Annotated in this window: 19 protein-coding genes; 3 read left to right on the top strand and 16 right to left on the bottom strand. The window is 43.3% G+C overall.

Translation table 11 applies throughout. From position 1 onward, the window contains the following. Nucleotides 1-3: 3 nt before the first annotated feature. Nucleotides 4-1158: an efflux RND transporter periplasmic adaptor subunit gene (locus HMO_RS13580; RefSeq protein ID WP_010298550.1), complete on the bottom strand. Its 1155-nt coding sequence runs from the start codon at nucleotides 1156-1158 to the stop codon at nucleotides 4-6. A gap of 258 nt (nucleotides 1159-1416) precedes the next feature. Between HMO_RS13580 and HMO_RS0102990 the strand changes: the two genes are divergently transcribed. Next, complete coding sequence (locus HMO_RS0102990) at nucleotides 1417-3297, top strand: F-box-like domain-containing protein (RefSeq protein ID WP_010298548.1); 1881 nt, start codon at nucleotides 1417-1419, stop codon at nucleotides 3295-3297. A 218-nt stretch (nucleotides 3298-3515) separates the two neighbouring features. Here HMO_RS0102990 and HMO_RS13575 read toward each other — a convergent pair whose 3' ends face one another. From HMO_RS13575 to HMO_RS0102955, 7 genes are all read right to left on the bottom strand, one after another. After that, nucleotides 3516-3779, bottom strand: coding sequence for a ribbon-helix-helix domain-containing protein (locus HMO_RS13575; RefSeq protein ID WP_010298545.1), 264 nt, complete (start codon nucleotides 3777-3779; stop codon nucleotides 3516-3518). Between the two features lie 5 nt (nucleotides 3780-3784). Beyond that, nucleotides 3785-4915: an EipB family protein gene (locus tag HMO_RS0102980; RefSeq protein WP_010298544.1), complete on the bottom strand. Its 1131-nt coding sequence runs from the start codon at nucleotides 4913-4915 to the stop codon at nucleotides 3785-3787. A gap of 105 nt (nucleotides 4916-5020) precedes the next feature. Further along, nucleotides 5021-5815 (bottom strand): CvpA family protein, encoded by a 795-nt coding sequence (locus HMO_RS0102975; RefSeq protein ID WP_010298542.1) that lies wholly within the window; start codon nucleotides 5813-5815, stop codon nucleotides 5021-5023. 13 nt (nucleotides 5816-5828) lie between these two features. Continuing rightward, a complete protein-coding gene (radA, locus tag HMO_RS0102970) occupies nucleotides 5829-7211 on the bottom strand; it encodes a DNA repair protein RadA (protein WP_010298540.1) in 1383 nt (460 codons plus the stop codon). 316 nt (nucleotides 7212-7527) lie between these two features. Further along, the gene (locus HMO_RS0102965) at nucleotides 7528-8553 is read right to left on the bottom strand and encodes an ABC transporter substrate-binding protein (protein WP_010298538.1); all 1026 of its coding nucleotides are present in this window, start codon (nucleotides 8551-8553) and stop codon (nucleotides 7528-7530) included. Between the two features lie 12 nt (nucleotides 8554-8565). Then, nucleotides 8566-9204, bottom strand: coding sequence for a transporter permease (locus tag HMO_RS0102960; protein ID WP_139016809.1), 639 nt, complete (start codon nucleotides 9202-9204; stop codon nucleotides 8566-8568). Further along, nucleotides 9135-10397: a cyclic nucleotide-binding domain-containing protein gene (locus HMO_RS0102955; RefSeq protein WP_029448274.1), complete on the bottom strand. Its 1263-nt coding sequence runs from the start codon at nucleotides 10395-10397 to the stop codon at nucleotides 9135-9137. The genes HMO_RS0102960 and HMO_RS0102955 overlap by 70 nt, the downstream gene beginning before the upstream one ends. A gap of 131 nt (nucleotides 10398-10528) precedes the next feature. Here HMO_RS0102955 and HMO_RS0102950 point away from each other — a divergent pair, with 131 nt between their 5' ends. Next, nucleotides 10529-11407: a TIGR01459 family HAD-type hydrolase gene (locus HMO_RS0102950; RefSeq protein WP_083821225.1), complete on the top strand. Its 879-nt coding sequence runs from the start codon at nucleotides 10529-10531 to the stop codon at nucleotides 11405-11407. 54 nt (nucleotides 11408-11461) lie between these two features. Beyond that, the gene (gene gmk, locus HMO_RS0102945) at nucleotides 11462-12100 is read left to right on the top strand and encodes a guanylate kinase (RefSeq protein ID WP_010298533.1); all 639 of its coding nucleotides are present in this window, start codon (nucleotides 11462-11464) and stop codon (nucleotides 12098-12100) included. Nucleotides 12101-12277: 177 nt separating this feature from the next. On the opposite strand, the gene HMO_RS0102940 is transcribed toward gmk, so the two are convergent. From HMO_RS0102940 to HMO_RS0102905, 8 genes are all read right to left on the bottom strand, one after another. Next, entirely contained in the window at nucleotides 12278-12856 is a 579-nt protein-coding gene (locus HMO_RS0102940; protein WP_010298531.1) for a hypothetical protein, read from the bottom strand. 288 nt (nucleotides 12857-13144) lie between these two features. Further along, nucleotides 13145-15979 carry a hypothetical protein gene (locus tag HMO_RS0102935; RefSeq protein ID WP_029448271.1) on the bottom strand — a complete coding sequence of 945 codons (2835 nt, stop codon included), beginning with the start codon at nucleotides 15977-15979 and terminating at the stop codon, nucleotides 13145-13147. A gap of 456 nt (nucleotides 15980-16435) precedes the next feature. Then, nucleotides 16436-17776, bottom strand: coding sequence for a M16 family metallopeptidase (locus tag HMO_RS13570; RefSeq protein WP_010298526.1), 1341 nt, complete (start codon nucleotides 17774-17776; stop codon nucleotides 16436-16438). Further along, the gene (locus HMO_RS13565; protein WP_175282080.1) at nucleotides 17776-19110 is read right to left on the bottom strand and encodes a M16 family metallopeptidase; all 1335 of its coding nucleotides are present in this window, start codon (nucleotides 19108-19110) and stop codon (nucleotides 17776-17778) included. The genes HMO_RS13570 and HMO_RS13565 overlap by 1 nt, the downstream gene beginning before the upstream one ends. Nucleotides 19111-19250: 140 nt before the next feature. Further along, on the bottom strand, nucleotides 19251-19718 hold the full coding sequence (locus tag HMO_RS0102920; RefSeq protein ID WP_010298522.1) for a DUF3035 domain-containing protein: 468 nt from the start codon (nucleotides 19716-19718) through the stop codon (nucleotides 19251-19253). Beyond that, nucleotides 19718-20200 carry a signal peptidase II gene (gene lspA, locus HMO_RS0102915; protein ID WP_010298520.1) on the bottom strand — a complete coding sequence of 161 codons (483 nt, stop codon included), beginning with the start codon at nucleotides 20198-20200 and terminating at the stop codon, nucleotides 19718-19720. The genes HMO_RS0102920 and lspA overlap by 1 nt, the downstream gene beginning before the upstream one ends. Beyond that, the gene (gene ileS / locus HMO_RS0102910) at nucleotides 20197-22962 is read right to left on the bottom strand and encodes an isoleucine--tRNA ligase (protein ID WP_010298519.1); all 2766 of its coding nucleotides are present in this window, start codon (nucleotides 22960-22962) and stop codon (nucleotides 20197-20199) included. The genes lspA and ileS overlap by 4 nt, the downstream gene beginning before the upstream one ends. Before the next feature lie 378 nt (nucleotides 22963-23340). After that, entirely contained in the window at nucleotides 23341-23946 is a 606-nt protein-coding gene (locus HMO_RS0102905) for a hypothetical protein (protein ID WP_010298518.1), read from the bottom strand. Between the last annotated feature and the right edge of the window lie 18 nt (nucleotides 23947-23964).

Here is a 23964-nt window from a genome sequence, read left to right as displayed (position 1 = left end):
CCCCTAGGGCTTAGGCAGTGATGAAGGCTGCGGTGGTCCTTTATCATCGCTAATTGTTATCATGGCACCATTATTCAGCTTAAGCTGGCCGGCAGTGACCACTCTCTCTCCTGCTTTAACGCCGCTTAAAATTGCTACGCGCCCTTTGCGATAAATGCCTGTCTTGACAAATTCTTTGCGGACAATAAAATCTTTCTTTTCATTTTGGTCAACCACATAAACTGCGCTGCCATAGAGGCCATAGTCGATGGCTGATTCAGAAACCGTGATCGATTTATCTTCCTTAGGTAAAATAATGCGAATATTAGCAAACATGCCGCTTTTAAGTTTATTGTCGCGGTTTACAGCTGAGGCTTGGATCGATAAATTGCGGATATCCTTTGAAATTTGCGGATCGACCGTAGTAATAGTGCCCTCAAATTCCTCTTGGCCATAAGCGTCCACGGTGAAAATGATCTTTTGGCCAGTTTTAACAATATGACTGTAGCGCTCGGGAAGATTGAAATTGATAAACAGCTTGTCAGAGTTCGTTAACGTGACAATAGGCGTTCCGGGCTGTAAATAGTCGCCAATATTAACTTGTCGGATCCCGAGAACCCCGCTGAAGGACGCCTCAATATTCTTCTTACTAATAACTGCTGTGGCTTGGGCAACTAAAGCTTCGGCTTCATCGACTTTAGCTTTCTTTTGATCATACTCTGCAGCTGATTCAACTTTACGGCTTGTTAATTGCTTGGAGCGATCTAACGTCAGTTTTGCAATTTCAAGTTGGGCTTTATACCGTGCTAAGTCGGCTTGTTCCGCCGCATCATTTAAGGTAATCAGCTTTGCCCCCTGGTGGACTTTGTCGCCGGACTCAAAATGAATGCCCACCACAGTGCCACCCACTTCCGGAGAAATCATCACAGCCTGAACCGCAGCAATCGTGCCAATAGAATTGATTTCTTCCGCCCAGTCTTCTTCTCGGACTTCTTCAACGGCAACAGCCATGGCGGGCGGCTTCATATTAGACAGGATGACCACGGGAATAAGCTTGTAGCCAATGGCAAGGGTAATAATAAAAGTGAACCATTTAATGGGGGTTTTAAATAGCTTGTAATATCGGAGGGCTCTACGTTTGAAGCCGCCGATTTTTTTGCGGATAGGATAATGGGTCACACTATTCTACTTTCTTAGTGTCCTATTTATAGGGATACTATACGGGATCTTTATTAAATTCTAGTTTACAATTTTATAGAATAGCACTCTGTTTGCATATGTTGCTTTTTTCTGACACTCCTTAAAGGGGAGGATGAACCAGAAACTATATTTTACTTTAGAAAATGAATTATAATTGAAATTAAAGGAGATTTTCCTGATTGATGGTTCTAAAGTTTATACTTTGTAAGGTAATAGAATAAATAAGAATAAAAATAAATGAAATTTACACAACTTATGCATTCTGTGTTCGCCTGTCTATTAATGAGTACGGCCACCTATAGTCAAGACGCAGCTCCTAGTCACCCAGCTACTGACGGTTCCCAATCTGGCACTCATCAGGGTGCCACTGCTACAGCATCTATTGAGATGCTTCCGGTGGAAGTTCTTTCTCTTATTCTAGAGAGGACGGATCCAGCTACCCAGGTCGCTCAAACTCTAGTCTGTCGAGATTGGTATGCGCTGACACGTGCCCATCAATTACGTCGGTGGTGGTTTGAGAAACTCTATGTTGAAATCTTTCCTAGACAGGCCGCTTATTCTGTGCCCTCTTTGACTCAGATGCAGCAGAAAGTTCTTCCTTTCTTAGATCCCACTTATGCTCAGCTTTATCTCCTTCCCAACGACCAGACTGGCTTATATTATCTCTTTAGGATGGTGGAAGATGAATATCAAATGCCGCTGAGCTATGACGAAGAGTTTGTGGAGGAAAACTGGCCTGAGGATGAAGACTTTGACAATAATGTTTATATGGTTAAGATTAACGGACATACCGTTTTTAATGATGAAAATCTAGAGCAAAAGATTAATTTTGGATCCCATTCACTGCCGCGATCTCTGGTTTATAAAATAAGAAATGAAAACTATGCATTCTGTCAGAATGAGTGCGAGACATATCTGCTAGATGGCGACGAAAATGAATTAGAAGTCTATTCCTTTAATGGTGTGAGTGATGATGGAAGGACAGTTTATGGTCAAGTGGCAGCGCCGGCTCCTCGCGGAGATATGCCCGCTACTGTATTTACTCGGGATGAAGGTATAATGCAGGCGCCCGTCTTTAGCCACGGGAGTGAATGGTCCCAACCTGCAGCTGCGAATTGGAATGCCAGCATTATTGTTGGAAGAGCGGGTGCTGGTTCCGGAGATCTACGAGATACTAATCGTGCCTTCGTATGGTTTAGGTCTGAAAATGTCAATCAGATTTATTCTCTTCATATCGGCGACCCTCAGGGACGAGAGCAAAGTGGGGCGTATGGCATTAATGCTTCAGGTACGAAAGTGGTTGGCTATGTTGAGATTTCTGACCAAAACTTTAAGGAAAAGGCTTGCTTATGGAATCTCCGCGAAGGAGGGAATCCTCAGCTTTTGGATCTCCCGGATTTAGCGCGGGCCGCGGCAGATCAGACTTTAATTAGGCCTATAGGTTCTGATTTTAATCTTCAAAGGCAGCCTAACCTTATTGACACTCCTGGCCAGGCAGATAATCTTTCAGATGACCATATGATTCTTGAGGAATTAACAGCTGGAGCAATAGCGAGTACCGATGCTGAAGCACAGCTACCACAATTAGTAGAGGATGATGGCGCTCTAGGAGAGCAGGATGCCCCTGTGGCAACGGTTGCTTCTGTGGCAGCTGCACAACCAGATAGTAGCAAATTAAGGGAGCTTCGTCTGAGTGCTCATGCCATTAATAGTAGTGGGAAAGTTATCCTAGGCAGTTTAAATATTTGGCCATCACCCGAAAATGAGTGTAACAGGAGTGTAGCTCATAATATTATTTGGTATAATGGTCGCCCTCATTACGTCTATGGCGTTCTTAACCAGTATGGGCTTATTCCCCAAAGCGGCAGTTACTCCTTGCCCTTTAGTTATCAATTAGGACTAGAGAGTATACAATGGGTAAGCGAAAATGGTCTAGAGTTTACGGGAATGCTTAGCACTCAAATCGGAGCTTGTTTTACGCCCAGCAATACCGGGAGCGAGCCTTTCTATAAATTCTATGCTCGCGTGCCGCGCTTAGATCTGGTTGAACTCCGCGACAAGCTTTTGGCATTGGAGAATAATCCTGTTATAGGCTCGGCTTCAATGTCGCAAGGATAATAACTTCAGCGATAAGGTTACTTCAATAATTTTATGCCTAAGGCGTTAATAAGAGAGGCTCTCTAACTGAGAGCCTTATTTTTTGCCATCATTTATTAGAATTAATGGTTCTTGTATCAAGATAAGTTGGGTTCATTAAATATAGGGTAGATTATAAGAGACGAGATCGTGTTGCCCTCGTCTTGAGTCTCTAGCTGTGGTTGATAAAGGGGGGCGGGTTAACTACCGGCTTCCTCAGATACCTTAAGCTGTAATACACCTAATTCCATAAAATATTGCAGAATAAAAACCCTTAAACTGCCGGATAAATTATGAGGTGAGCGATTCTCAAGGCGACGTTGATCAATCTCAAGCACCAATTGACGAATTGATTTATCTTGCTTGGTTGCAATCAGTTTCAAAGCATCCCAAAATTCTTGCTCCAGGGTAATAGAAGTGGCATGGCCAAACAGATCAACCGATTTCTTGACAATACCTGACATGCAAACTACCTATTGGAGTCATAGAAATCAATTTTTTCAAGAGTGGCCTTGACCTGAAAGGCACCATAATCCAGCGTCATTTCCTGAATCACACCACAATCAAGAACTTTTTGGACCATCTCATAATCCGGTTCAGGCCCTTTGCTCCCGGGGGCATAAACTGCAAGCCGCATAGGCCACTGGTTCTTTGTTAAAACCTCTTTGTCAGTTTTGATTTTCAGGCCAGAGGGTTTCGGGGCTCCCAGTAAAGTGTCAACGTTGACTGCTTCATGGGTTTCGCTGCTGCCATCAAAGACGACATCTGAGACCACAGACTTACCAGCCTTAGCCATCTCAAGAGTGCGAATCAGATGATGAAGCGGGAAGACAGTTTCATAAGGGGTGGTAATTTCAGACTCGGAAGGGCGAGAATAGGTAACCCGGGTAACCATTTCTTTAGGATCTTTTAAGGCTTCACCTTTAATAATCTCTTCTTGTTCACCATTACGGACAGTTCTCGAATTGAATCGATACCGTGTTCCTTCATAATTTTGCCAGGTGGCTAGATTGGTAAGAATGCGCTCGCCTTCACCGTCGCCATTATAAATAATGAGGCTAGAGTTTTGCTCAAACACTAAACCGTCGCCAGTGTCATAAACATTGATCGTCATTTCCCCTGTGGCATCCGAAATGTCATCCCCATAATTCTTTTCAAGAGTAATTACATATCGGGCACGATGAGGCGTGATGGTATGCTCAGGGGCATGCTCAGCTTCTTTAATCTTCTCAGGCGTATTATGCTCAAATACTTCGTTCGCCGGAATCGGGTCCACTTTAGCCATGATTTCTTGCTTTTCAGTTTTGGGAACTGTTGTCTTGAGTGGTTCTTCGGGCGTCGAGGTTTGGGCCTGAAAGAAGCGATTAATTGTGCCCCATACACCTAAACTTGGGGCATCGGTTTTTGCTTCTTGGTTGTCGACTTGAACGCTATTGTCCGGTGTGGCCGCACTGATGGTTTTGGGGGTACCATTTATAGAAGAGCTTCTCCCGGAAAGGTATCCTTTAAATGACTGCCATAAGGTGGGATTTGGAGAAGAGTCTGCCCACGCACCTGTCATTAATAAGAGTATAAGAGAAGTGCGTAGAACTCTACACATACATGGTCCTGAAAATTTAATATGTTAACTAAACTTAAATCTAATCATTTTAATTGATAAAAACAATACATTTAAAACCGTAGTTATGCGGATTTATTTGCCCTACTAATCCGAGGTCTCAATCAAACGGTCAAGTTCTCTTTGTTGCCTGTTATCATAGACACCCTCTGATTTCAACTGTGTGGCTTGAGGTTTTAAAGAGGACAACCCTTCCATTGTCTTTTCTGGATCAACATGTTCATCTTTAAAATGGGTTTGATTATGGTTGTTTGAAGGAGTGAGGCCAGGAAGATGTTTTTGCGGTTGCTTGAGGTGCTCAAAAGGCTTCTTCAATCCTTTGTCATGATGGGAAATTAAATCTTTAACATCGCCGGCCAGCGGAGCAATACCTTGGATCTTCTGCGTTTGGGTCCAGATCATATCACGCAGGCTCGCTGGCAACATTGTTACAATCTCATCAGCACCATTGCGAACCATTGTAATAAAGCGTGCCTGCTGTATTGTCGGCGATTGTTTATCCCGCGCAATAAATAAACTGAAAATAATTTCCAAGGCACAGACGACACAGATGCCGCGGAAGATCCCGAAGGCAAGGCCTAAGGAGCGATCTAATCCCCCCATCATACTGTCTTTGACCGCATTAGAGATGGCAACTGTAATAATCCCAAAGATAATAAGGAAGATGATAAATAAGGCGGCTGCTGTAACCCCATCCGCAATCATCGGATTGGCAATATGGGAACGCATCAATCCCGAAGCACTAGGGTACAGGATATAAGCTGCTAATGCTGAGCCTGCCCAGGTAAATAAACTCAGCACTTCTTTTGTTAGGCCACGAATTATACCCATAAGACAGGATAAGCCCATAATACCAAGGATCACAAAATCTACTGTATTCATTTCAAGCCTTTATTTAGACAAGTTTAACTTTACTATGAGCGCCACGGGGGAAAATGTCCATCATTTCGATTAGATAGTTAAGGGAGGTCATCTGTAGCTCTTTATTGGAGCCAGCTTTGGCCATTTTACCACAAAAAGCTTGCTCAAAGCCTAGTTTTGCGGCCTCTTTAAGTCGCAGTTCTGACTGGCTCACGGCCCTGACTTCACCCGAAAGCCCAATTTCTCCAAAAAACACTGATTTTACAGGAGCGGGAGTATTGCTTAAGGTGGAGGTAAGAGCAGCTGCCACTGCTAAATCGGAGGCTGGCTCTGTGATCTTTAAGCCACCGGCCACATTTAAAAACACATCCTTATTGGCAAAAGATAAACCGCACCGAGATTCCAGAACTGCAATAATCATAGCCAAGCGGTTACTATCCCAGCCGACAGAGGTCCGCCGCGGGGTAGCCAAGTGAGACGGCGCGACGAGAGCCTGAATCTCTATTAAGATAGGGCGGGTCCCTTCCATGCCCGCAAAGATCGCTGAGCCGCTGACCGGGTAATCATGCTGATTTAAAAACAACGCCGAAGGATTAGAGACTTCTTGCAGGCCTTGTTCTGTCATTTCAAAGACGCCAATTTCATCCGTCGCCCCAAAACGATTTTTTACTGATCGCAGAATCCGGTAATGGTAATTCCGTTCCCCTTCAAAATATAGAACCGTATCGACCATATGTTCGAGCACCCGCGGACCAGCAATAACCCCTTCCTTGGTTACATGGCCCACAAGGATAACAATGATACCCTTGGTTTTAGCGTAATTGATTAATTCTTGGGTGCATACTCTGACTTGGGAAACGGTGCCGGGCGCAGAATCCACTTCTGCACTGGTCATTGTTTGAATGGAGTCAATAATAAGCAGGTTAACCGGATGCTCGAGATTATCCAAAGCGGTTAAAATGTCAGACACATTGGTGGCGGAGGCTAAATGTAAATTATCCGAGTTAGCAACGCCCAAACGTTTAGCTCGCATCCGTACTTGGCCGACGGCTTCTTCACCGGAGACATAAGCACAGCGATAGCTTTGGGAGAACTTTGAGACTACTTGTAACAACAAAGTCGATTTGCCAATTCCTGGATCCCCGCCCACCAATAATACTGCTCCGGGAACTAAGCCGCCCCCGCAAACCCGATCAAATTCCTGCATGTTTGTCAGTAAGCGGTCGGCCCCTGGCGTTTCCGATTCAATAGACACAAATTCCAGATAGCTCCGTTTCTGTGCTGGGGTGTTTTTTGAAACTTGTAAGGCTTCTTCATGAAGGGTGTTCCAAGCGCCACAGCCTTCACACTTGCCTCCCCATTTGGAGTGGATGGTGCCACACTCTTGACAGACATATTTTATTGATATTTTAGCCATAGGCAGTATTCTTAAATTCTAGTTAGTAAAGCCACGACACTTACTATTTTAATCTGATAACATTATAAATGAACTCGTAACATATATCCAGGCTTTATGATGAATCCGATTAAAAGTGCCTTTTAAAGAATAGGGTGGTATTGATGCTTACAGAGAATATAACTCCGCCGACCTCTTTCTCTGGGCTTGATTAAGTAAGACTTAAAATGGTTGAACGTCATTATAGTATTATAATGGCAAGGTTTTGCTGGCTAAGATGGGAAGAGTTATATGAAGGAAAAAAGGGGCGCTGCTCAGGGTGCCCCTTTTCCTTTCACTACTTCTCCCAATATTTATTTGCAGCGCGCGCAAAAGCTTCATAAATGGCGGGCACATGTAAGTCAAATTTGCCGCGCATATAAATAATGAACTGCTTGGTTTGGGTGATGGGAATTTCTTTAGGATTCTTGTCATTTTGGAGAATGTCTAATACCATTTTGGCCGCGACCTCTCCTTGTTCAAAGGGGGAGGTGGCCACGGCAAACTTAGCGCCGTCTTCAACGGTAAAGCCGTTTAAGCCAATAACAGGAATCTTGGAATTTTCCACAGTCCACTTAACAATTTCAGCCGGTGGTACCATGCGGCCATCGTCATCATAGACTTTGCGGTAATTTGAGACAATAAGGAAATTGACTTCAGTCGGTGCCAACATTACGGCTTTCTTCCAATCCCGAAAAGTGTGCACTAAGATGGAAGGCAGAACCTTGACCTCCCCCCATTCAGAACCAAAAGTATGAATAAATTCATCATCCGCCTGCACCGTATTAGAATCATCCGATAAATGCAAGATCCGGATATCTTTTATTTGGGGATTAATATTTCGAATCTGCTCAAGTGTGTCTTTTAAGCCTTTGAGCGGGATCCGTTCCAGAATCCCGGTGACATTCTGAGCGCTTTCAAATCCATAAGCTTCAGGAGTCGCATTAACACCGGAAAATATAATTTTAATCTGGGGATTATCGACATAATATTTAGAAATGTATTCTTGAGCATCATCATCCACGGCGAGAATAATGTTAGGTTTAATTTCGTCGATAACCCGTCGGGCAATTAAGCCAGCTCTGCTTTTATGGGCGTCAGAGGGGTTGTTCTTCGTATCCATATAATGCCAACGCACATTATAGTACCCTGTTGATACCAGCACTTTTTTGATGCCCTCGTTAACATCGCGTGTCCACGAGTAATCAGCATTATAACTGTGTAAGACCAGGACGATTGGCTTATGCACGTTATAAATGACAGCCGTACTAATAAACCCCAGAATGAATATGTATAAAAGTATATTTTTAAGTCTTCTCTTCATTTTGGTGCCTCCTTATAGCAAGCCCAGGGATTTCCAATAGGGAATCGAGATATAGAATGACCCTATTTTGATAAGACCGATAAAAAAGTTGTAGACAATAAACTTGGCGCGGTTATAAAAGAGCTGATTGTTGATTAATCCCGCCTCTTCAAAGATGATATAAAAGGAGTTTTGATAAGGAATAAACCACATATCGGCTGCCACAAGAATGATAAACGCAACCAGCCAGGGATTCACCCCTTGTTTTACCGACAAAGGGATAAATATCGTGCTTAATAACACCACCGCCGGCGCAATGGGTAAGAAGAAGCGGGCGATTAAGGTGATACCACAGATCAGAGATAAGAACATGACGCCCGACGTGCTATAAGAGGTAATAACCGCGAGATAACCAGACAGCCAGGCATCCATTTCTAGATATTTAATTGTGGCGGTAATGCTGACAGCTGAGGCCATAAAAATTAGAAACGGCCAATCGACTTCCCGTTGGAATTGAATCTTTGAAATGAATCCAAAGCCAAAAATACAGAACATAACGAACAGAGTAATAAGAGAAGGATGAATTTTATTATAACTATTGGTCACCAGCCCAATGGTGACAAGAATAACCCCCAGAAGGCCGACAATTTCTTCGCGTCTGAATTCTCCCAAAGCCTGCGATTGCTCAACAAAGGTGTTGCGTGGGGGTAGTTTTTTTCAGTAAACATCATTGTAATAAGCATAAAAGTAAAATAACCGATAGCAATAACCACGCCATAAACGCTTGCTGCTTTTAACCAACCGAACCATTGAAACTGATCTTGTTCCTGAGTAGGTAGCAATCCTAAGACAACGAAATTCATTAGCGAGCTAGATAAGATTACATTTGCAAAAATTGAGCAGCCATAAAAAATCGAGGCCGCAAATTGAACGCTTAAGAGGCTTTTGTTGCTGACTCTAAAGTTATGAAGCATTTTAGAGACGAGGGGTGTAATCAAAAGACAACGGCTAATAATTGAAGGAACCATCGGTGTTAAAATCGTGCCAATGAAAAAGATAACAAGATTAAGACCCAACATAGAATTCGAGGCAAACTTCATTAAGTAAATGGTGGCTCGGTGGGTCAGGCCAGAGGTGGTAACCAAAAGGCTGATCACATAGACAGACATAATAAGAAGAAACGTTTCCGAAGATAAACCACTTAAGACCACACTGGGCGGTGCCAGACCGAACATTAAGGTCGACATAACTAAGAAAACACCAGGGACAAATTCAGGGAATAAACGGAACATCCACATGGAAACAGAGCACGTTAAAAAGGTTAAAAACCACCGGCTTTCAGGGGAAATTCCCGCCATTGCCAGAATTTTGAACATAACCAGAGGCGCAATAACGGTAAAAAACCAACCAAACGTTTCATTCAGGCTGGTGGATTGGGCGCTCTCAGTTTTTTTTGCTGTTTCTTTAATGATCTCTTCCTTGCTGATCAATTGACTAAAGGACGAAAAGAATCCTTCTGGCAAATTCTTAGTATTATTTTCAATTTCCTTAAAACTAACTTTGGGCACCATGTAAATTTCGCAATCTGTTTTAGCGATTGCCGTGGTTAAGTATTTTCCCGAGCCAAAGTAAACTTCCTCACCAAAGCTGTCTCCAGGCCCCTTGATTTTGTGATCGTTATCAGTAAAAACATCGACTTCACCGGAACTCAAGAAATAGACAAATTCTCCTTGCGCATCCTGCACATATATAGTTCGGCCAGCCGGAATCTCCACCTTTTCACTTGCACTTATAATGTCGGCTTTTTCAGTGGGATATAACCGTGACAAAAAAGAGGACTTATCTATTATTTGAGCTAAATTCATAATTTTACACTCTTTAATTGATTTAATCTATTTTTATTCTTAATCGATTAAAAAATAATTAAAGGAATTCATTTAAAAATTGAATAAAGAAATTTATTATTTGTTAAGGTATTGCTCTTATAATTAAAAGTATGAATAGGAATACACCCATATTAAGTGCCCCGTTGATGGGCCAACATCTGGCAGGTCTATCTGATATTGTCAGTAATTATGATGTCTTCATTATCGATCTTTGGGGCGTTATTTATAACGGTAAAGAAGTCTTTCAGCCCGCTCTTGAAACCTTAAAGAATTTAAGGAATCAGGGAAAAATCGTTTATTTGACCACAAATAATCCCCGAGCACGCCCTGATGGAATAAAATTTCTTAGTAAGCAAGGAATCACGCCAGATCTTTATTCTGAATTAATAACAGCTGGTCAAAAGACATTAGAACTATTCAAAATGCGCATCATTGAGCCAGAGAAAAAGCGCCCGCTGAAGACCTTCTTTATTGACCACGGGGAGTTATGCGGTTGGGCTGAGGAGGCTCAATTAATTGGTGTCAATGAGATTGAGGAGGCAGATATAATACTGGCTACTCATATGGATGAGAGCCACTTGGATGTAACACCATATATGCCGCTTTTTTGCCATGCAATTGAGCGTAATCTCACCTTAGTTTGCGCTAATCCGGATAAATATATTATTCAGAACGAACATAAGAAGGCGAGGGTAGGTCTGCTTAGTGAGCTATATCATAAGATGGGCGGACGAATTATTGAGGTAGGTAAACCCCATCCGATTATGTTTGAAGAAGTGATGATGGCTCATGCTGGTAAGCCTGCCTTATTAATTGGTGACTCGCTGGTAACCGATATCCATGCTGCTGCAAACTTGAAAATAGATAGCCTATTTATTATGTCGGGTTATCATAGTCATGAAATCCACATAGGTGTTTCTTTGTCATCTCTTTATCAGCATTATGGAATTGCTCCTACCTATGTTTGTGAACAGTTGTATTGGGGATAGCGTTTAGTATAAAGTTTAAGAAATACATTCAAACATTATCTGGACCGTTTCTTAATGACCAACGTTAATATTCCCAGACGCGGCTTTATGTTGTGTCTCTCCTCGCCATCGGGCGCCGGAAAAACTTCGATTTGTGGTCGTGTTCTGCAATTGGATAGTAATACGACTTTGTCCATTTCTGTGACCACCCGCCCTATGCGTCCTGGCGAAGTCAATGGAAAAGATTACTTCTTTGTCTCAACTGATGACTATAAGGAGATGGTCGCTAATGGTGATCTTTTAGAGCATGCAACAGTTTTCGGTAATGGATATGGGACGCCTAAGAAATTTGTTTTCGATTCCTTAGAGGCGGGTAAAGATGTTCTCTTTGATATTGACTGGCAAGGGACTCAGCAATTGTCTCATATTGCCCGTGCTGACCTGGTGAGTGTTTTTATTCTGCCTCCTACTGTCGAGGCCTTAGAGCAACGTTTACGTAGCCGTGCTCAAGATCCTGATAATGTTATCCGCTCGCGTATGGCTGAGGCAGCACAAGAGTTGAGCCACTGGCCAGAATACAATTATGTTATTGTCAATGATTGCTTAGATAATAGTGTTGCTCAAGTACAAGCTATCATTACTGCTGAACGGTTGAGACGCAGCCGCCAGATTGGCTTGACCAACTTTGTTAATGGTTTACGCGGCGTCGAATAAGGTTATACCTCACAAATCTCGCCTGTCTGTAAAGAAAGAGAAGGATGTTTTAGCAGCCTTCCAAGAAATTAAAAAGATCCCCCGAATTTATCAAGGGATCTATTGGTAGTAAGTGCTGACAACGCCGACTCTGCGAGAATGGAGTGAGAGTTCCTCTAGCCACCGGCATTGGCCATTTTAGCTGCCATAAAAATAATTCACCCCGGCATTCCAGAAGTAACTTGTGCCTGAGTAAAGCTCGCCCATACCTTTGACGAAATTCTTCTTTACGGAATAGATTTGGTCAATATTGTCCTGAATTGTATAAACCAGAGCCTTGCCTGAATTATAGACTCCATAAACATCTAGTGCCATGATTCCTCCTGCTACTCCAAGGGCCGGGGGCAGAATTTGTGCGGCAACCTTTGCTGTCTGAAGCACCGCCTTGCCAGTATGATAGGCACCGCTCGCTAAATCCGTTACAGCTTCTTGGAATCCATCATTGGTATAAGGCGTTAAAACAGAAATCACCTGATCAGCCTGATTCTTGACTTGCTTAAGGTTCTGGACTTCAGTGGTGTTAACCATATCCATTAACGCTTCGATAGTTTGCGCAGTGGCAGGCTTTGCCAAGGTTGGAGTACTCTCGTGTAAGTCTCCAAATTGATGGGCTGGGGAAGTGGTAAAATAGTCATCACTGCTTATAGATAAAGGAGCAGCGGTGGCAGCAGTGTTGATTAATAGGGCACATAAGGCAATCTTAAAAGGGTTTCTCATCTCAGTTCCTCTCGGGGTGTTAACTCTTGATGACTTAGATATGGGAAGGTTTTTTATAAATTCAAGTATTTTTTGGTAATATTATTTTTTTATAAACTTATAATAAGGGGGGAGAATTTATTTTAAAAAGTGGAAAAAAATTCTGCTAGAATAAATAAGAGGGGTTGAACTTGAGATAAGTCTGAAAGGCAGAATGCGGCTAGGAGTCTGGGAGACTCCTGGCAATCTGATCTTCAGAGCAAACTTAGTAATCAGCGGGAGCGCGTTAAACCCTAAGCGGGCTACGCTTTACTCAGGGAAGATGGTTTGCCAACAGTCTTCTATTAATTTCGGATCAGGGATGTAATTGAGTTCTTCAAGCTGCTCAAATACTTTAGCCTTAAAAACTTCCTTCAAACTGGCAATCATTTTACTTTTAGCTTCCTCTAGTTGTAATGTTAGCTCTTGTGGTTTCGTATCGGAGTAATTTCTTCTCAATTCTTGTTCATATTGAGCAAAGGTCTTCCCTCCTAAACAATCAAGATTGTTCTGTACTTTTGCTGCCTCATAAACTTCCTGTATAGTTCTGTAAATCATCTCTTCAGTTGCTGGTTCAGGCTGCATGTTAATTTCAGTGCGGCGCTTAATCTTCTCCATGGTTGTCTCTAACCAATTAATGATAAACTTCTGAGCAGCATCTAAACAGCCGTATCCTTCAATTTTCTCAAGAAATGCATGGGTGAAAAAGTCTTCCAGCAAGTTATGCTCAAGGGCAAATTTATAAGCTAGGCTCAGCGTGTTATAGATAGCAGGGATACGATCCTGCGCTTGCATATCACTTAGTTCAAAATGAAGTATAATCCGCGGATCATTGGTATATTGTAAATAATTCTTACCAATTATGAATTTGTTATAAAGATCCTGGCAAATTTCCTTGTTTTCTTTAAGAGCTGTACCAATGACATCAATGACATTATAGGCAATGGCAAAGTTTTCTTGGGAGATCTTTTTAGCGAATGCCAAACTAAAGAGGTGCTCTATTATCTCCCTTAACTCTTGGCGCTGTTGCTCATTTGCAGAACGGGCTGGCAAATAATCACCATAAAATCTTGTATTATTGAACTTATTGATGAAGCATACTTCCCCTTTAGCGTTTCTAGTTACTTCAATACTTAAAGCTATTGTTGCAGCTGAGACTGCTTGCGGGGGGGCACCCAAAACTTGTATTTGCTGTGCAGCAGCGGGAGGGACGGCAGCGGCTTTGGGCGGTTGTGGGCGTGGGGCTGGCGGAACGGCGGCGGCTTGGGGTGGTTGTGTGCGCCGGGCTGGAGCAGGAACGGCGGCCCTTGGAAACAGTTGTGGGCGGGGTGCTGGCGCAGCGGCAGCAGCTTTGGGCGGTTGTGGGCGTAGTGCGGGCGCCACGGCAGCGGCCTGGGGTGGTTGTGGGCGTAGTGCGGGCGCCACGGCAGCGGCCTGGGGTGGTTGTTGACGGTCCGGGAAAGGAACAAGTTGCAGCAGAGGAGGCAGCCAAACAAAAGGTTCTGCCTGTGGAGCAGCGGGAGCGGGAGGTAACTGTTGGGCATTCCTGTGCTGAACTAAGGGCGGTAACGGTAGTCGCGGAACAGTCACTTGGGGAACCTGAGCCGGCAAGAGAGGACGTTGATCCTTCATTTGGGGAATCTGAGCTATTTGCTGTCCCCCAGCGCGAGGCATGGTGGAACTTCTTGACGGTTGTCGGGCAGCGGCTGGAGATATGGCCGCAGGTTTAGGCGGTTGCGGCGCAACGACTGCAGGAACCTGAGGGGGTGATGGTGCACGTTGGGGCTGAGGTGTGTTTCCTTTTTGAGCCCTACATAATTGTTGATATTGCGTTGTAAGCGTAGAATCCTGAGAAATCATCTCTTTAAGAGATTGTCGCTTAGAAATATTCTCGGTAAGCTTTTGCTGTAGCTCCTGTATCTTTCCCTCCATCGAGCTTATCTGTAGCATCGTCCATGTTATATCTCCCCGTTTAGCATTGGATCGCCTTAAAGCAAGAAGTCGCTCCTTGCGAATTGTAACTATACCGAGAGATTCCGCTAATTCAACCCGCTGCTTTTTTATCAGAGTCTTAATTTCATGATATTCAACGATGCGCGGGTCTATATTATCAGGAATGATAACTGGAGCTTGCTCATGAGCTGGAGCGTGTTGAGGGACGGGCGGTAGCGCAGCAGGTGTCGGCTGTGGAGGAACAGGAATCCCACCAGGTTGAGCCAATAGCTGGGGCGAAGGAACCTTTAATTTTTTATGGGCTGGTTGAGGGAGGTGATCTTGACCATTTGGCTGCTGCCTATCCTTTTCTATCTCTTCCTCTCTCTGTCTTTTATTGTTCAGCGCTCTTCCAGGCTCTTTAGAGCGATTACTCCTTACTTCATTATCCCAGTCAGCTTGAAGCATTTCTAGAACATCATTATATTTAGCAACATCCAATCCTGTTTTTGTTATACCTTCACTATAAAGATAATTGTAAACTACATTAATATTAGGGCTGCTTAATAAGAACCGCGCGAAAGATATCTGTTTTTTATTAGCATGCAATAGAAGAGCAGAGAATAAAGAGGTCGTTGATCTTTGATCATAACCTGGAGCGAGATAAGAAATAAAACTGATAAAATATAACTTTGAAAAGGACGAGGCTAAACGTGTTTGTTGCAGATCATCCTGCGCCATTTGATAAAGACGCAAAAACGTCTCTCTAAAAATTGCATCAACCCTCTCAATATAGTACTGCATCATAGGAGTTGAGAATAGGTGGTTTTCTATATATTTAGACACTTCGCCACTTCCAAGAGCACCTATAAAAAATTTCCTAAATTCAGGAATATCAATTAATCTTTTGTCCATTAAAGGCAGCAATTGGCTTTGAGCAGCAGAGTTTGGATTATCTGCATGATTTTGTTCTCTTGCCTCTGTAATGTCTTGAACATTAATAGGGTACTGCTCAAATAAGGATATAAACTCTGCATATTCTAATGCACCTCTTTCGGCGATTTCTGGTACGGGACCTCCTATTACAGCAGGTGCCTCCATTGCTGTTGAAGATGGCAGGGGGGCAAATAGGCTCAGAATTAGGGAAGATGAGAGATATAAATGGCTTTTCATAGTTTTCTTCATTTTAAATTTACTTGATTTACGGTTTGATTTAATCTATCTAGCTTCTATATGGGGGTTCTACGTAAAATTACAATCAGAAAAACCATAAAAAATAATGTGTTGCTTAAAGTTATTAGGATTAAACTCGCTAATGTATAAACCTTAAAATGATGAGCCAGCTAAGCTGCTCTCAATGGCTAACTTGAGTCAATAAATACATAACTTAAAATAATGACTTCTAAAAGAACTCTTTAGGGATAAATGATAGCTAGCGCCGCCCAGCTTAAATAACAGGTTTAAGCGTTGCCTTTATTTACGGTACTCTTCAAAGATAGCTCTGTGTAAAAGAGGTAGCACTTCCTGCGTTTGGAGAAAAGCTTGCTGTTACGCTCTGGTGCTTTGTTTTTAGATAGTTAAAGGAAGGGGAGGGGATTTTTCCCCTCTTTTGCCACCTAGAAAGGCTAATTAACTTTTTTCAGGGTGAACTTCGGAGTAGACAGAGGCCCCGCCACCGAGGATAGCTTTGGCAGCAGCATTTACTTGCTCAACAGTTACAGCGCGAATAAGTTCTGGATAGCGCTCAATCTCAGCTACAGTAAAGCCAAAAGCCAGGCGTTTAAAGGCATTAATCGCACCACTATTACCATCCCGGGCAAAGGCAAGGCCGGCCAGGAGGTCCCGTTGCGCTATTTTTAATTCTTCTTTCGTGATGCCTTTATCAAGCAGCAGCTTGACTTGTTTTTCAACCGCTGCTTTGAGCTCTTCTGGTTGATAATCCGGATGAAGGGTTGCTGTAATTTCAAAATGTTTGGGGTCAATGGATTCATCTTCATAATGGGCACTTGCTTCTAAGGCAATTCCACTCTTGTCAACAAGCTCTTTATAAAGTCGACTATTAGCATTACCGCCTAGGATCTGAGATAAAACTATTAAAGGGTAATAGTGCTCATTTTTACTGCTGTTATGGTTGGGCGCACGATAATACCAATCAAAGTTGACAAAGCTAATGCGCGGGCTTTGAATGCGGATCTCTTGGGTAACGCCTTTATCAACAGGATCTTTTACTCGTTTGCGCTGCGGTATCGGTCTTGCTTTAATCGCATTAAAATGCTTCTGCACAATGGGTAGAAGTTTATCCAACGTCACATCCCCAGAGATAATCAAGACTGCATTATTAGGGGTATACCATTTATGGTAATGGTTTTTAGCAGCCTCGTTGGTATAAGCTTCTATATGCTGCGGGTAACCAATGGTGGGGATACCATACGGATGGTACTTAAATAGAGACCGTAAGATGGTTTCATAAGCAGCCCCCAGAGGATTATTGTCTAAACGCATCCGACGTTCTTCCATGACAACTTTTTGTTCGGCCTTTGTTTCCTTCTCATCGAAGATCAAGTTTGCCATGCGATCGGCTTCAATCCCCAGAACCATGTCCAAATTGCCCAGATCATTCTCAACAGCGATATCGCACCTGTAAACAGTAACGTCTTGGGTCGTGTAAGCGTTGATCAACCCGCCTTTGCTAATAATTTTTTCTTTGAAGGCCCCAGCAGGAACCTTATGGGTGCCTTTGAACATCAGATGCTCAAGGAAATGGGACAAGCCAATCATATCGACAGGATCATCAGCCGTACCTACTTTGTAAACTAAGGCCACTGAGACGACAGGGGCTAAATGGTTCTCAATAAGAACGATTTCCATGCCATTATCAAGTTTTGCTGTTTTGGGCTTAAAAATCTCAGATACGGCCGGGGTCGAGAGTGCAAGCATTAAAGACATACCTATTGTAGAAAGTTTAACCATTATTTAGCGCCCTTTATTGATGCGCTTTTATGACTTTTTAGGCCTTCAGGTTTCCCCACGATAATGAACGAAAGTTTATCAGGTTGAATCAGAGTTTTAGCCATTCGATTGACATCGTCGACTGTTACTTTACGGATTTGATCATTACGGCGATTAATAAAGTCCGTATCTAAGCCATCTTGTTGATAATTGTTGAGTAATCCAACAATCTGAGGAGTAGAGCTAAAGCCGAGAGGAAAGGCACCCGTCAAGCGCTCAATGGCAAAGTCGACCTCTTTTTGGGTAACACCTTTGTCTTTAATCTTTTCCCATTCCTTGCGGATAATCTCAACAACTTGGCCGGCGTTAGCATTAGCGGTGGCGGTTGATCCTATCGTATAATAGCTATGTTGCGACCAGCGCAGATCGCTGTCGATTCCATAGGCCAGGCCGCGGTTTTCACGCACTTCGTCCCAAAGGCGAGACTTAAAGCCACCGTCTCCTAAAATCTTTAACAGTACATACGCTGCATAAAAATCTTTATCTTTTCGCGCCAGGCCCGGCTGATAAAATAGGATAACACTCTGAGGAATATCCATATCAACAACGTTAATTTGTCCCGTGTAAGTCGGTTCAATATCCTGCACTGTGCTCGGAGCCGCTGTCGCAGGCAAGTCTTTGAAAGCCGTATCAATACAAGCCTTTAAATCCTCGACAGAGATACTGCCTGCTGAGGTAATCCGGATTTGATCAAGCGCTAATCTTTCTCTCATATATCTTTGAAGATCCGCTTTGGCGATTTTCTGGATGCCGGCTATTTCGGTTTGGGTGCTACGTCCGTACGGATGCTGTGGAAACGCTTGCTGATTAAAGCTATCGGATGCTATCTGATTCTCTGAATGCAGGCTCTGCTGCAAGCTGGTTAAGATTTGCTTTTTTACTCGGGCCAAAGCATCATCATCAAAGCGTGGTTTTGTTAAGATCAGTTTTAGAATCTCAAACAAGTCTTTAATATTATCCCTGGTGCTACGTAAATTGACAAAAATGGAATCTGAATTTTGAGAAATAGATAAACGAATGTTTTTTTCCAACAATAATCCCTTAAAGTTGACGGAGTTATACTCGCCCGCCCCCTCATCAATCATATTGCATAAGAATTCTGCTAACCCTGCCAAACCTGCTGGATCGTTCTTATCCCCGGCATTGCGAAAACATACTGAGATGGTTAGAACTGGGATATCCATAGCTTCTACATGCCAGCCACTAATGCCAAGAGTGGTTTTATAGTCAAGCACTTTTACTGAAGGTGGACGAACGTTTTCAAGGTGTTCTTTTGCAGAAATGTTTTGGGTCATAAAAGGGGTTCCTATCAACAGGCTGAGAGATAAAGCTATTATCCCGAAAGCCGAACTGCGCCTGTGTTTATCAAGGCAATCAAATTTATTTGTCAAAAAATAATTTCTTGTTGCAGGCGCAGTCATAATCATAAGCATAATTACCTGGTTTGAGCTGGGTTTTTCTTGGCACTGGAAGCCGGGGAGGAAGCTTTGTTGTCGCCTCGAATGTTCTCAACAGCCTCTTTGCCCCAATTGCTGATCTTCTCAAGAGCACCTTGTTCAGTTTTAGCTTCTGCGTCCAAGGTCGCCCGGATATTAGGGTCAGTTTCCTGGCCCTTTGCGATATTCCTTATAAAGCTTTGCTCTGTTTCGCTGGAGGTACTCTTAGAAGTTGTCCCTAAGGTTGCTTGAGCTTGCTTTTTAGTCGGGATATAGCCTGTAGGATGGGCTTGAATCTCAGGTGCCCGTAAATTGTGATCCGGTGGCATAGATAAGGGGGGGGTTGTTGGGATGGAGTATTCGTCAGCTTGATAGTGATCTAAGCCAAGGTTATGTTTTATGGAGCTGCAGCCTTGGATGAAAATTGTTGTTATACTAAGGCTAAGCAATAAAATCTTTCTATTCATTAATTAGAATCCCTTTTTTTGGTTAAAAAGACCAAATCTATAAGTAATAATATCGCGCCAATCACGATTCCACAATCGGCGATGTTAAAAGTATACCAATGATACCCCAGGACATGAAAGTCAAGAAAATCAACAACAGCCCCATAGGCGACGCGATCGTAGATGTTCCCCAGAGCTCCGCCTAGGATCATTCCAAAGCAAATGCTCTGAATCTTGTTTTCAGCATGCCATAACCAGTTCCCCACCAGAAAGGATAAGATGACCGCCAGAGTAAGTAATGCATAAACCCCATACGGGCTATCCGCATGAAGCATTCCAAAACTGACGCCCCGATTAAATGCCAAGATTATATTAAAGAATGGGGTTACCGTAAGGGCCTGTCCCCCATTATAAAACCAGTGGAGAACAGCTTGTTTACTTGCTTGATCTGCGACCAACAGCACGAACGCACAAATCAGGCCAATAATTCTTAAGGACTTCATAGGCTAACCGCCTCATCACAGCGATGACATAAAGAGTTATCGTGGCTTGATACTTCCTCTAACACTCGCCAACAGCGGACACACTTGTCCCCCTCAGCCGAAGATACAATAACGCCGATATCCGGAACATCATCTAATGTAAAAGCTTGGGCTGGAGGCTGAGCAATAGTGATGCTTGCCCCTGACGTGATCCCGAGCTCTGCTAAATCAAATTCTTCCAAAAAGCTGGCCAGAGTTTTGTTAGCAAAAACTGTTACATGCGCTTGCAAACTTGATCCAATTGTTTTGGCTGCTCTTTCAATTTCTAAAGCACCCGTAATCACCCGACGCAGATGACGAAGTTTATCCCATCTTTTTCCTAAGTCAGGGTTAAGCCAGCTCTCGCCTATGCTAGGAAACACCTGCAAATGAATGCTCGAGCCTGTCTTGCCATGGCGGGTGAGGAAGGCTTCCTCGGCCGTAAAGCTGAGTACAGGGGCTAACCAATGAACTAAATGTTCAAAAATATAATGCATTGCCGTGCGGGTAGCCTTGCGGCGCCCGCTAGAGACAGGATCACAATATAAGCAATCTTTGCGAATGTCAAAGTAGAAAGCAGATAAATCTGAGGCACAGAAATTATGCAGAGCATAATAAAAGCTGGTCAGATCAAATTCTTCTAAGCTGCGGTCATGCAAGGCTTGCAACTCGGCCAGCTTATGGAAGATCCATTGTTCCAGCTCGGGCATAGCGGCAACTTCAATCCGTTCAGCATCACTATAACCTTCTAACGCCCCTAATAGATAGCGCAAGGTATTGCGTAGACGGCGATAAATATCTTCTTGTTGTCTGAGAATCTCTGGACCAATGCGCATATCATCCGAATAATCGGCCGAGACAATCCATAAGCGTAATAGGTCAGCACCTTGCTTGCTAATGACTTGTTCAGGCGCGACCACATTGCCGAGTGACTTTGACATCTTGTAGCCTTTTTCATCTAGAACAAAGCCATGGGTCAAAACTTTACGGTAAGGCGATTGGCCCTCTGTACCACAGGCCTCCAGTAAGGAAGACTGGAACCAGCCACGATGTTGGTCTGATCCTTCTAAATAAAGATCAGCGGGCCAAGACAATTCAGCGCGATCTTTCAAAACGAATTCATGACTACAGCCACTGTCGAACCATACGTCAAGAATATCTTTAACTTGTTCGTAATCGTTGGCATTGTATTTATCTCCTAGGAACCTTTCCGGGGAGCTGGAAAACCACGCATCACCACCTTCTTGATGAATAGCTTCAACAATACGAGCTAAGACTTCAGGATCTCGCAACACGTCACCTGACTGCTTGTGCACAAACAAGGTGATCGGCGTTCCCCAGGCGCGTTGTCGGGACACACACCAGTCAGGCCGTCCTTCAACCATCGACTTAATACGGTTTTTACCTTGTCCGGGATACCACTCGACGGTCTCAATGGCTTGAAGCGCTTTATCGCGTAAGCCAGTGCTATCCATGCTAATAAACCATTGTGAAGTGGCCCGGAAAATTAGAGGGGCCTTGGAGCGCCATGAATGGGGGTAGCTGTGCAGAATTTTACCAGCATGCAGAAGATGCCCGGCTTCAGTGAGTGCCGCCATTACACTAGGATTGGCTTTGTAAACATGTAGACCGGCAAATAACGGCACGTGGTCATAATAAATACCATCAGGACCTACTGGCTGCGCAATTTCAATACCATTGGCCTTGCCGACCTCAAAGTCTTCGACCCCATGGCCGGGAGCCGTATGCACTAATCCAGTTCCGGCTTCGGTAGTTACATGGTCACCGTGAATAAATGGTACAGCAAAATCATACCCTTTTCCATGTAAAGGATGGTGAGCCTGAGTACCTATCAGATCTCTTCCTTTTAAGGTGGTAAGCGTTTGAAGGTTTGACCATTCCAAGGCCGCACAAACAGTTTCTTTCAATGCTTGAGCGAGGAGATATTTCTTGCCTGAATCATTGTTCTGGATAATGACATAGTCAAAATCCTGGCCGAAAGCAATGGCACGGTTGCCTGGCAATGTCCACGGTGTTGTTGTCCAGATAATCGCACAGACATCTGTCAAGGCTGGATGGTTAGCTTGGACAATAGGGAAGGAAACATAGATCGAATCAGAGGTATGATCCTTATATTCGACCTCCGCTTCAGCCAGAGCAGTTTTCTCTACAACCGACCACATCACTGGCTTTAGGCCGCGATAGAGGCTGCCATTTAAGAGGAATTTTCCTAGCTGCTCAACGGTGCGGCCTTCGGCGGCATACGTCATTGTAATATAAGGATTATCCCAGTCGGCAATAATCCCTAAGCGTTGAAACTCTTGGCTTTGAATAGGGATCCATTTATCTGCAAAAGCGCGACATTCAGCGCGGAATTCGAGAATGGGAACTTCATCTTTATTGCGGCCACTTGCCCGGTAGCCTTCTTCAACTTTCCACTCAATGGGCAAGCCATGGCAATCCCAACCCGGAACCATGGGGGCATCAAAGCCTTTCATTTGGTAGGTCTTGTTAATGACGTCTTTTAAGGTTTCAGACAACGCATGACCAATATGAATGTGGCCATTGGCATAAGGGGGGCCAAAATGAAGAATAAACCTTTTCCGGCCTTGGGATTGTGAACGTAATTTCTGGTAAAGATTGATTTCTTTCCAATAGGCTAGTAATTCAGGTTCACGGGTCGCCAGGCTTGCTTTCATGGGAAAGTCAGTTTTAGGTAAAAAGACGGTGTTCTTAAGGTCCATTCTTCTGTCGTTTCAATAGAATTATTTGCGCCTAGTTTATGCGGTTTCACCTTAAAGGTCTAGGAGAACTTTTGTTAAGGATGATTTGAGGTCATTAATGATGGTATTAAGCGGCCCCAATCTTATCCACTTATTGTTGTAAGGGAGATTGCAGAGTGGTCTTAAAGCATATATACTATGATGAGAGAGTCAGAGAATGGAATAGTAGACCTACCTCCCAGAAGGGTATTAATATTATCAGGGCTTTCAATTCCCTTAAGCGGTAAAAGACAAACTATAACTGAGTCCTCTAAATGAATGGTAATTTGATGCAGCCCTTCCTCTTTAATAAAAGAAGGGATGCACCCTTGTTTATTAGATATCTTTTAATAAGTCTAGCTACGCCTTGAGGCGGGTGGTATCAAAGATGAAACCTATATCACATCCCACAATTAGAAAGCCTTCCTTTAGGCTAAGACTCTTAATAACACTGTTGGGAGTAGTGTAATCCCATTGACCATCCATAAGAGGATAAATAGTGCCATTTCTTTTGGTTAATTCGATTCCTTGAAAGGCCGCGGAAGAATTAATAGGTAAGATTTTAAGAGAATCCTTAAAATTAAGAGAGGTTTGCATAAACTCTGCTGTTTTCAGGTATAGGGTAACTACCGGAGTATTTGAGTTGCCTAACAAGCCGCCTTGATCTTGGAAAGAGGGACATTTAAGGATAGAGGTAGCTAAGACTCCGCTCTTGCTTTCAAGCTTTCGCTGGCCGAAATCATTATAATTACAGTTGACTTGATCCCACCTGATCTCAATAGAATTATTGTCCATGGTAATAATAGCTGCATCGTCGTCGCAGCCTGAACATGCATGAATTGTATGGATGCCTGGGGTGGTTCCTCTTAGTATATTTTTAACTGAGTTACCATTAATAAGATACTCCGCGCTCGCTACTGGAAAAATTCCCAATAATAAACTGAATTTTAGGAAAGATTTAAGCATTTATCACCTTTAAATTAA

Origin of the sequence: Candidatus Odyssella thessalonicensis L13 (assembly GCF_000190415.1) — a bacterium.
GTDB classification, from domain to species: Bacteria; Pseudomonadota; Alphaproteobacteria; order Paracaedibacterales; family Paracaedibacteraceae; genus Paracaedibacter; species Paracaedibacter thessalonicensis.
The sequence above is the reverse complement of the archived record's forward strand: the minus strand, read 5'-3'. Positions and strand labels throughout refer to the sequence as shown.

Excerpts from the sequence above, each read along its gene's own strand:
- HMO_RS0102990 (WP_010298548.1), top strand. The coding sequence starts at position 1,417 with ATGAAATTTACACAACTTATGCATTCTGTGTTCGCCTGTCTATTAATG.
- HMO_RS0102905 (WP_010298518.1), bottom strand. The coding sequence starts at position 23,946 with ATGCTTAAATCTTTCCTAAAATTCAGTTTATTATTGGGAATTTTTCCA.
- HMO_RS0102940 (WP_010298531.1), bottom strand. The coding sequence starts at position 12,856 with ATGAGAAACCCTTTTAAGATTGCCTTATGTGCCCTATTAATCAACACT.
- HMO_RS0102980 (WP_010298544.1), bottom strand. The coding sequence starts at position 4,915 with ATGTGTAGAGTTCTACGCACTTCTCTTATACTCTTATTAATGACAGGT.
- radA (WP_010298540.1), bottom strand. The coding sequence starts at position 7,211 with ATGGCTAAAATATCAATAAAATATGTCTGTCAAGAGTGTGGCACCATC.
- lspA (WP_010298520.1), bottom strand. The coding sequence starts at position 20,200 with ATGAAGTCCTTAAGAATTATTGGCCTGATTTGTGCGTTCGTGCTGTTG.
- HMO_RS13575 (WP_010298545.1), bottom strand. The coding sequence starts at position 3,779 with ATGTCAGGTATTGTCAAGAAATCGGTTGATCTGTTTGGCCATGCCACT.
- HMO_RS0102920 (WP_010298522.1), bottom strand. The coding sequence starts at position 19,718 with ATGAATAGAAAGATTTTATTGCTTAGCCTTAGTATAACAACAATTTTC.
- HMO_RS0102965 (WP_010298538.1), bottom strand. The coding sequence starts at position 8,553 with ATGAAGAGAAGACTTAAAAATATACTTTTATACATATTCATTCTGGGG.
- HMO_RS0102975 (WP_010298542.1), bottom strand. The coding sequence starts at position 5,815 with ATGAATACAGTAGATTTTGTGATCCTTGGTATTATGGGCTTATCCTGT.
- HMO_RS0102935 (WP_029448271.1), bottom strand. The coding sequence starts at position 15,979 with ATGAAAAGCCATTTATATCTCTCATCTTCCCTAATTCTGAGCCTATTT.
- HMO_RS13565 (WP_175282080.1), bottom strand. The coding sequence starts at position 19,110 with ATGACCCAAAACATTTCTGCAAAAGAACACCTTGAAAACGTTCGTCCA.
- ileS (WP_010298519.1), bottom strand. The coding sequence starts at position 22,962 with ATGGACCTTAAGAACACCGTCTTTTTACCTAAAACTGACTTTCCCATG.
- HMO_RS0102950 (WP_083821225.1), top strand. The coding sequence starts at position 10,529 with ATGAATAGGAATACACCCATATTAAGTGCCCCGTTGATGGGCCAACAT.
- HMO_RS13570 (WP_010298526.1), bottom strand. The coding sequence starts at position 17,776 with ATGGTTAAACTTTCTACAATAGGTATGTCTTTAATGCTTGCACTCTCG.
- gmk (WP_010298533.1), top strand. The coding sequence starts at position 11,462 with ATGACCAACGTTAATATTCCCAGACGCGGCTTTATGTTGTGTCTCTCC.
- HMO_RS0102955 (WP_029448274.1), bottom strand. The coding sequence starts at position 10,397 with ATGAATTTAGCTCAAATAATAGATAAGTCCTCTTTTTTGTCACGGTTA.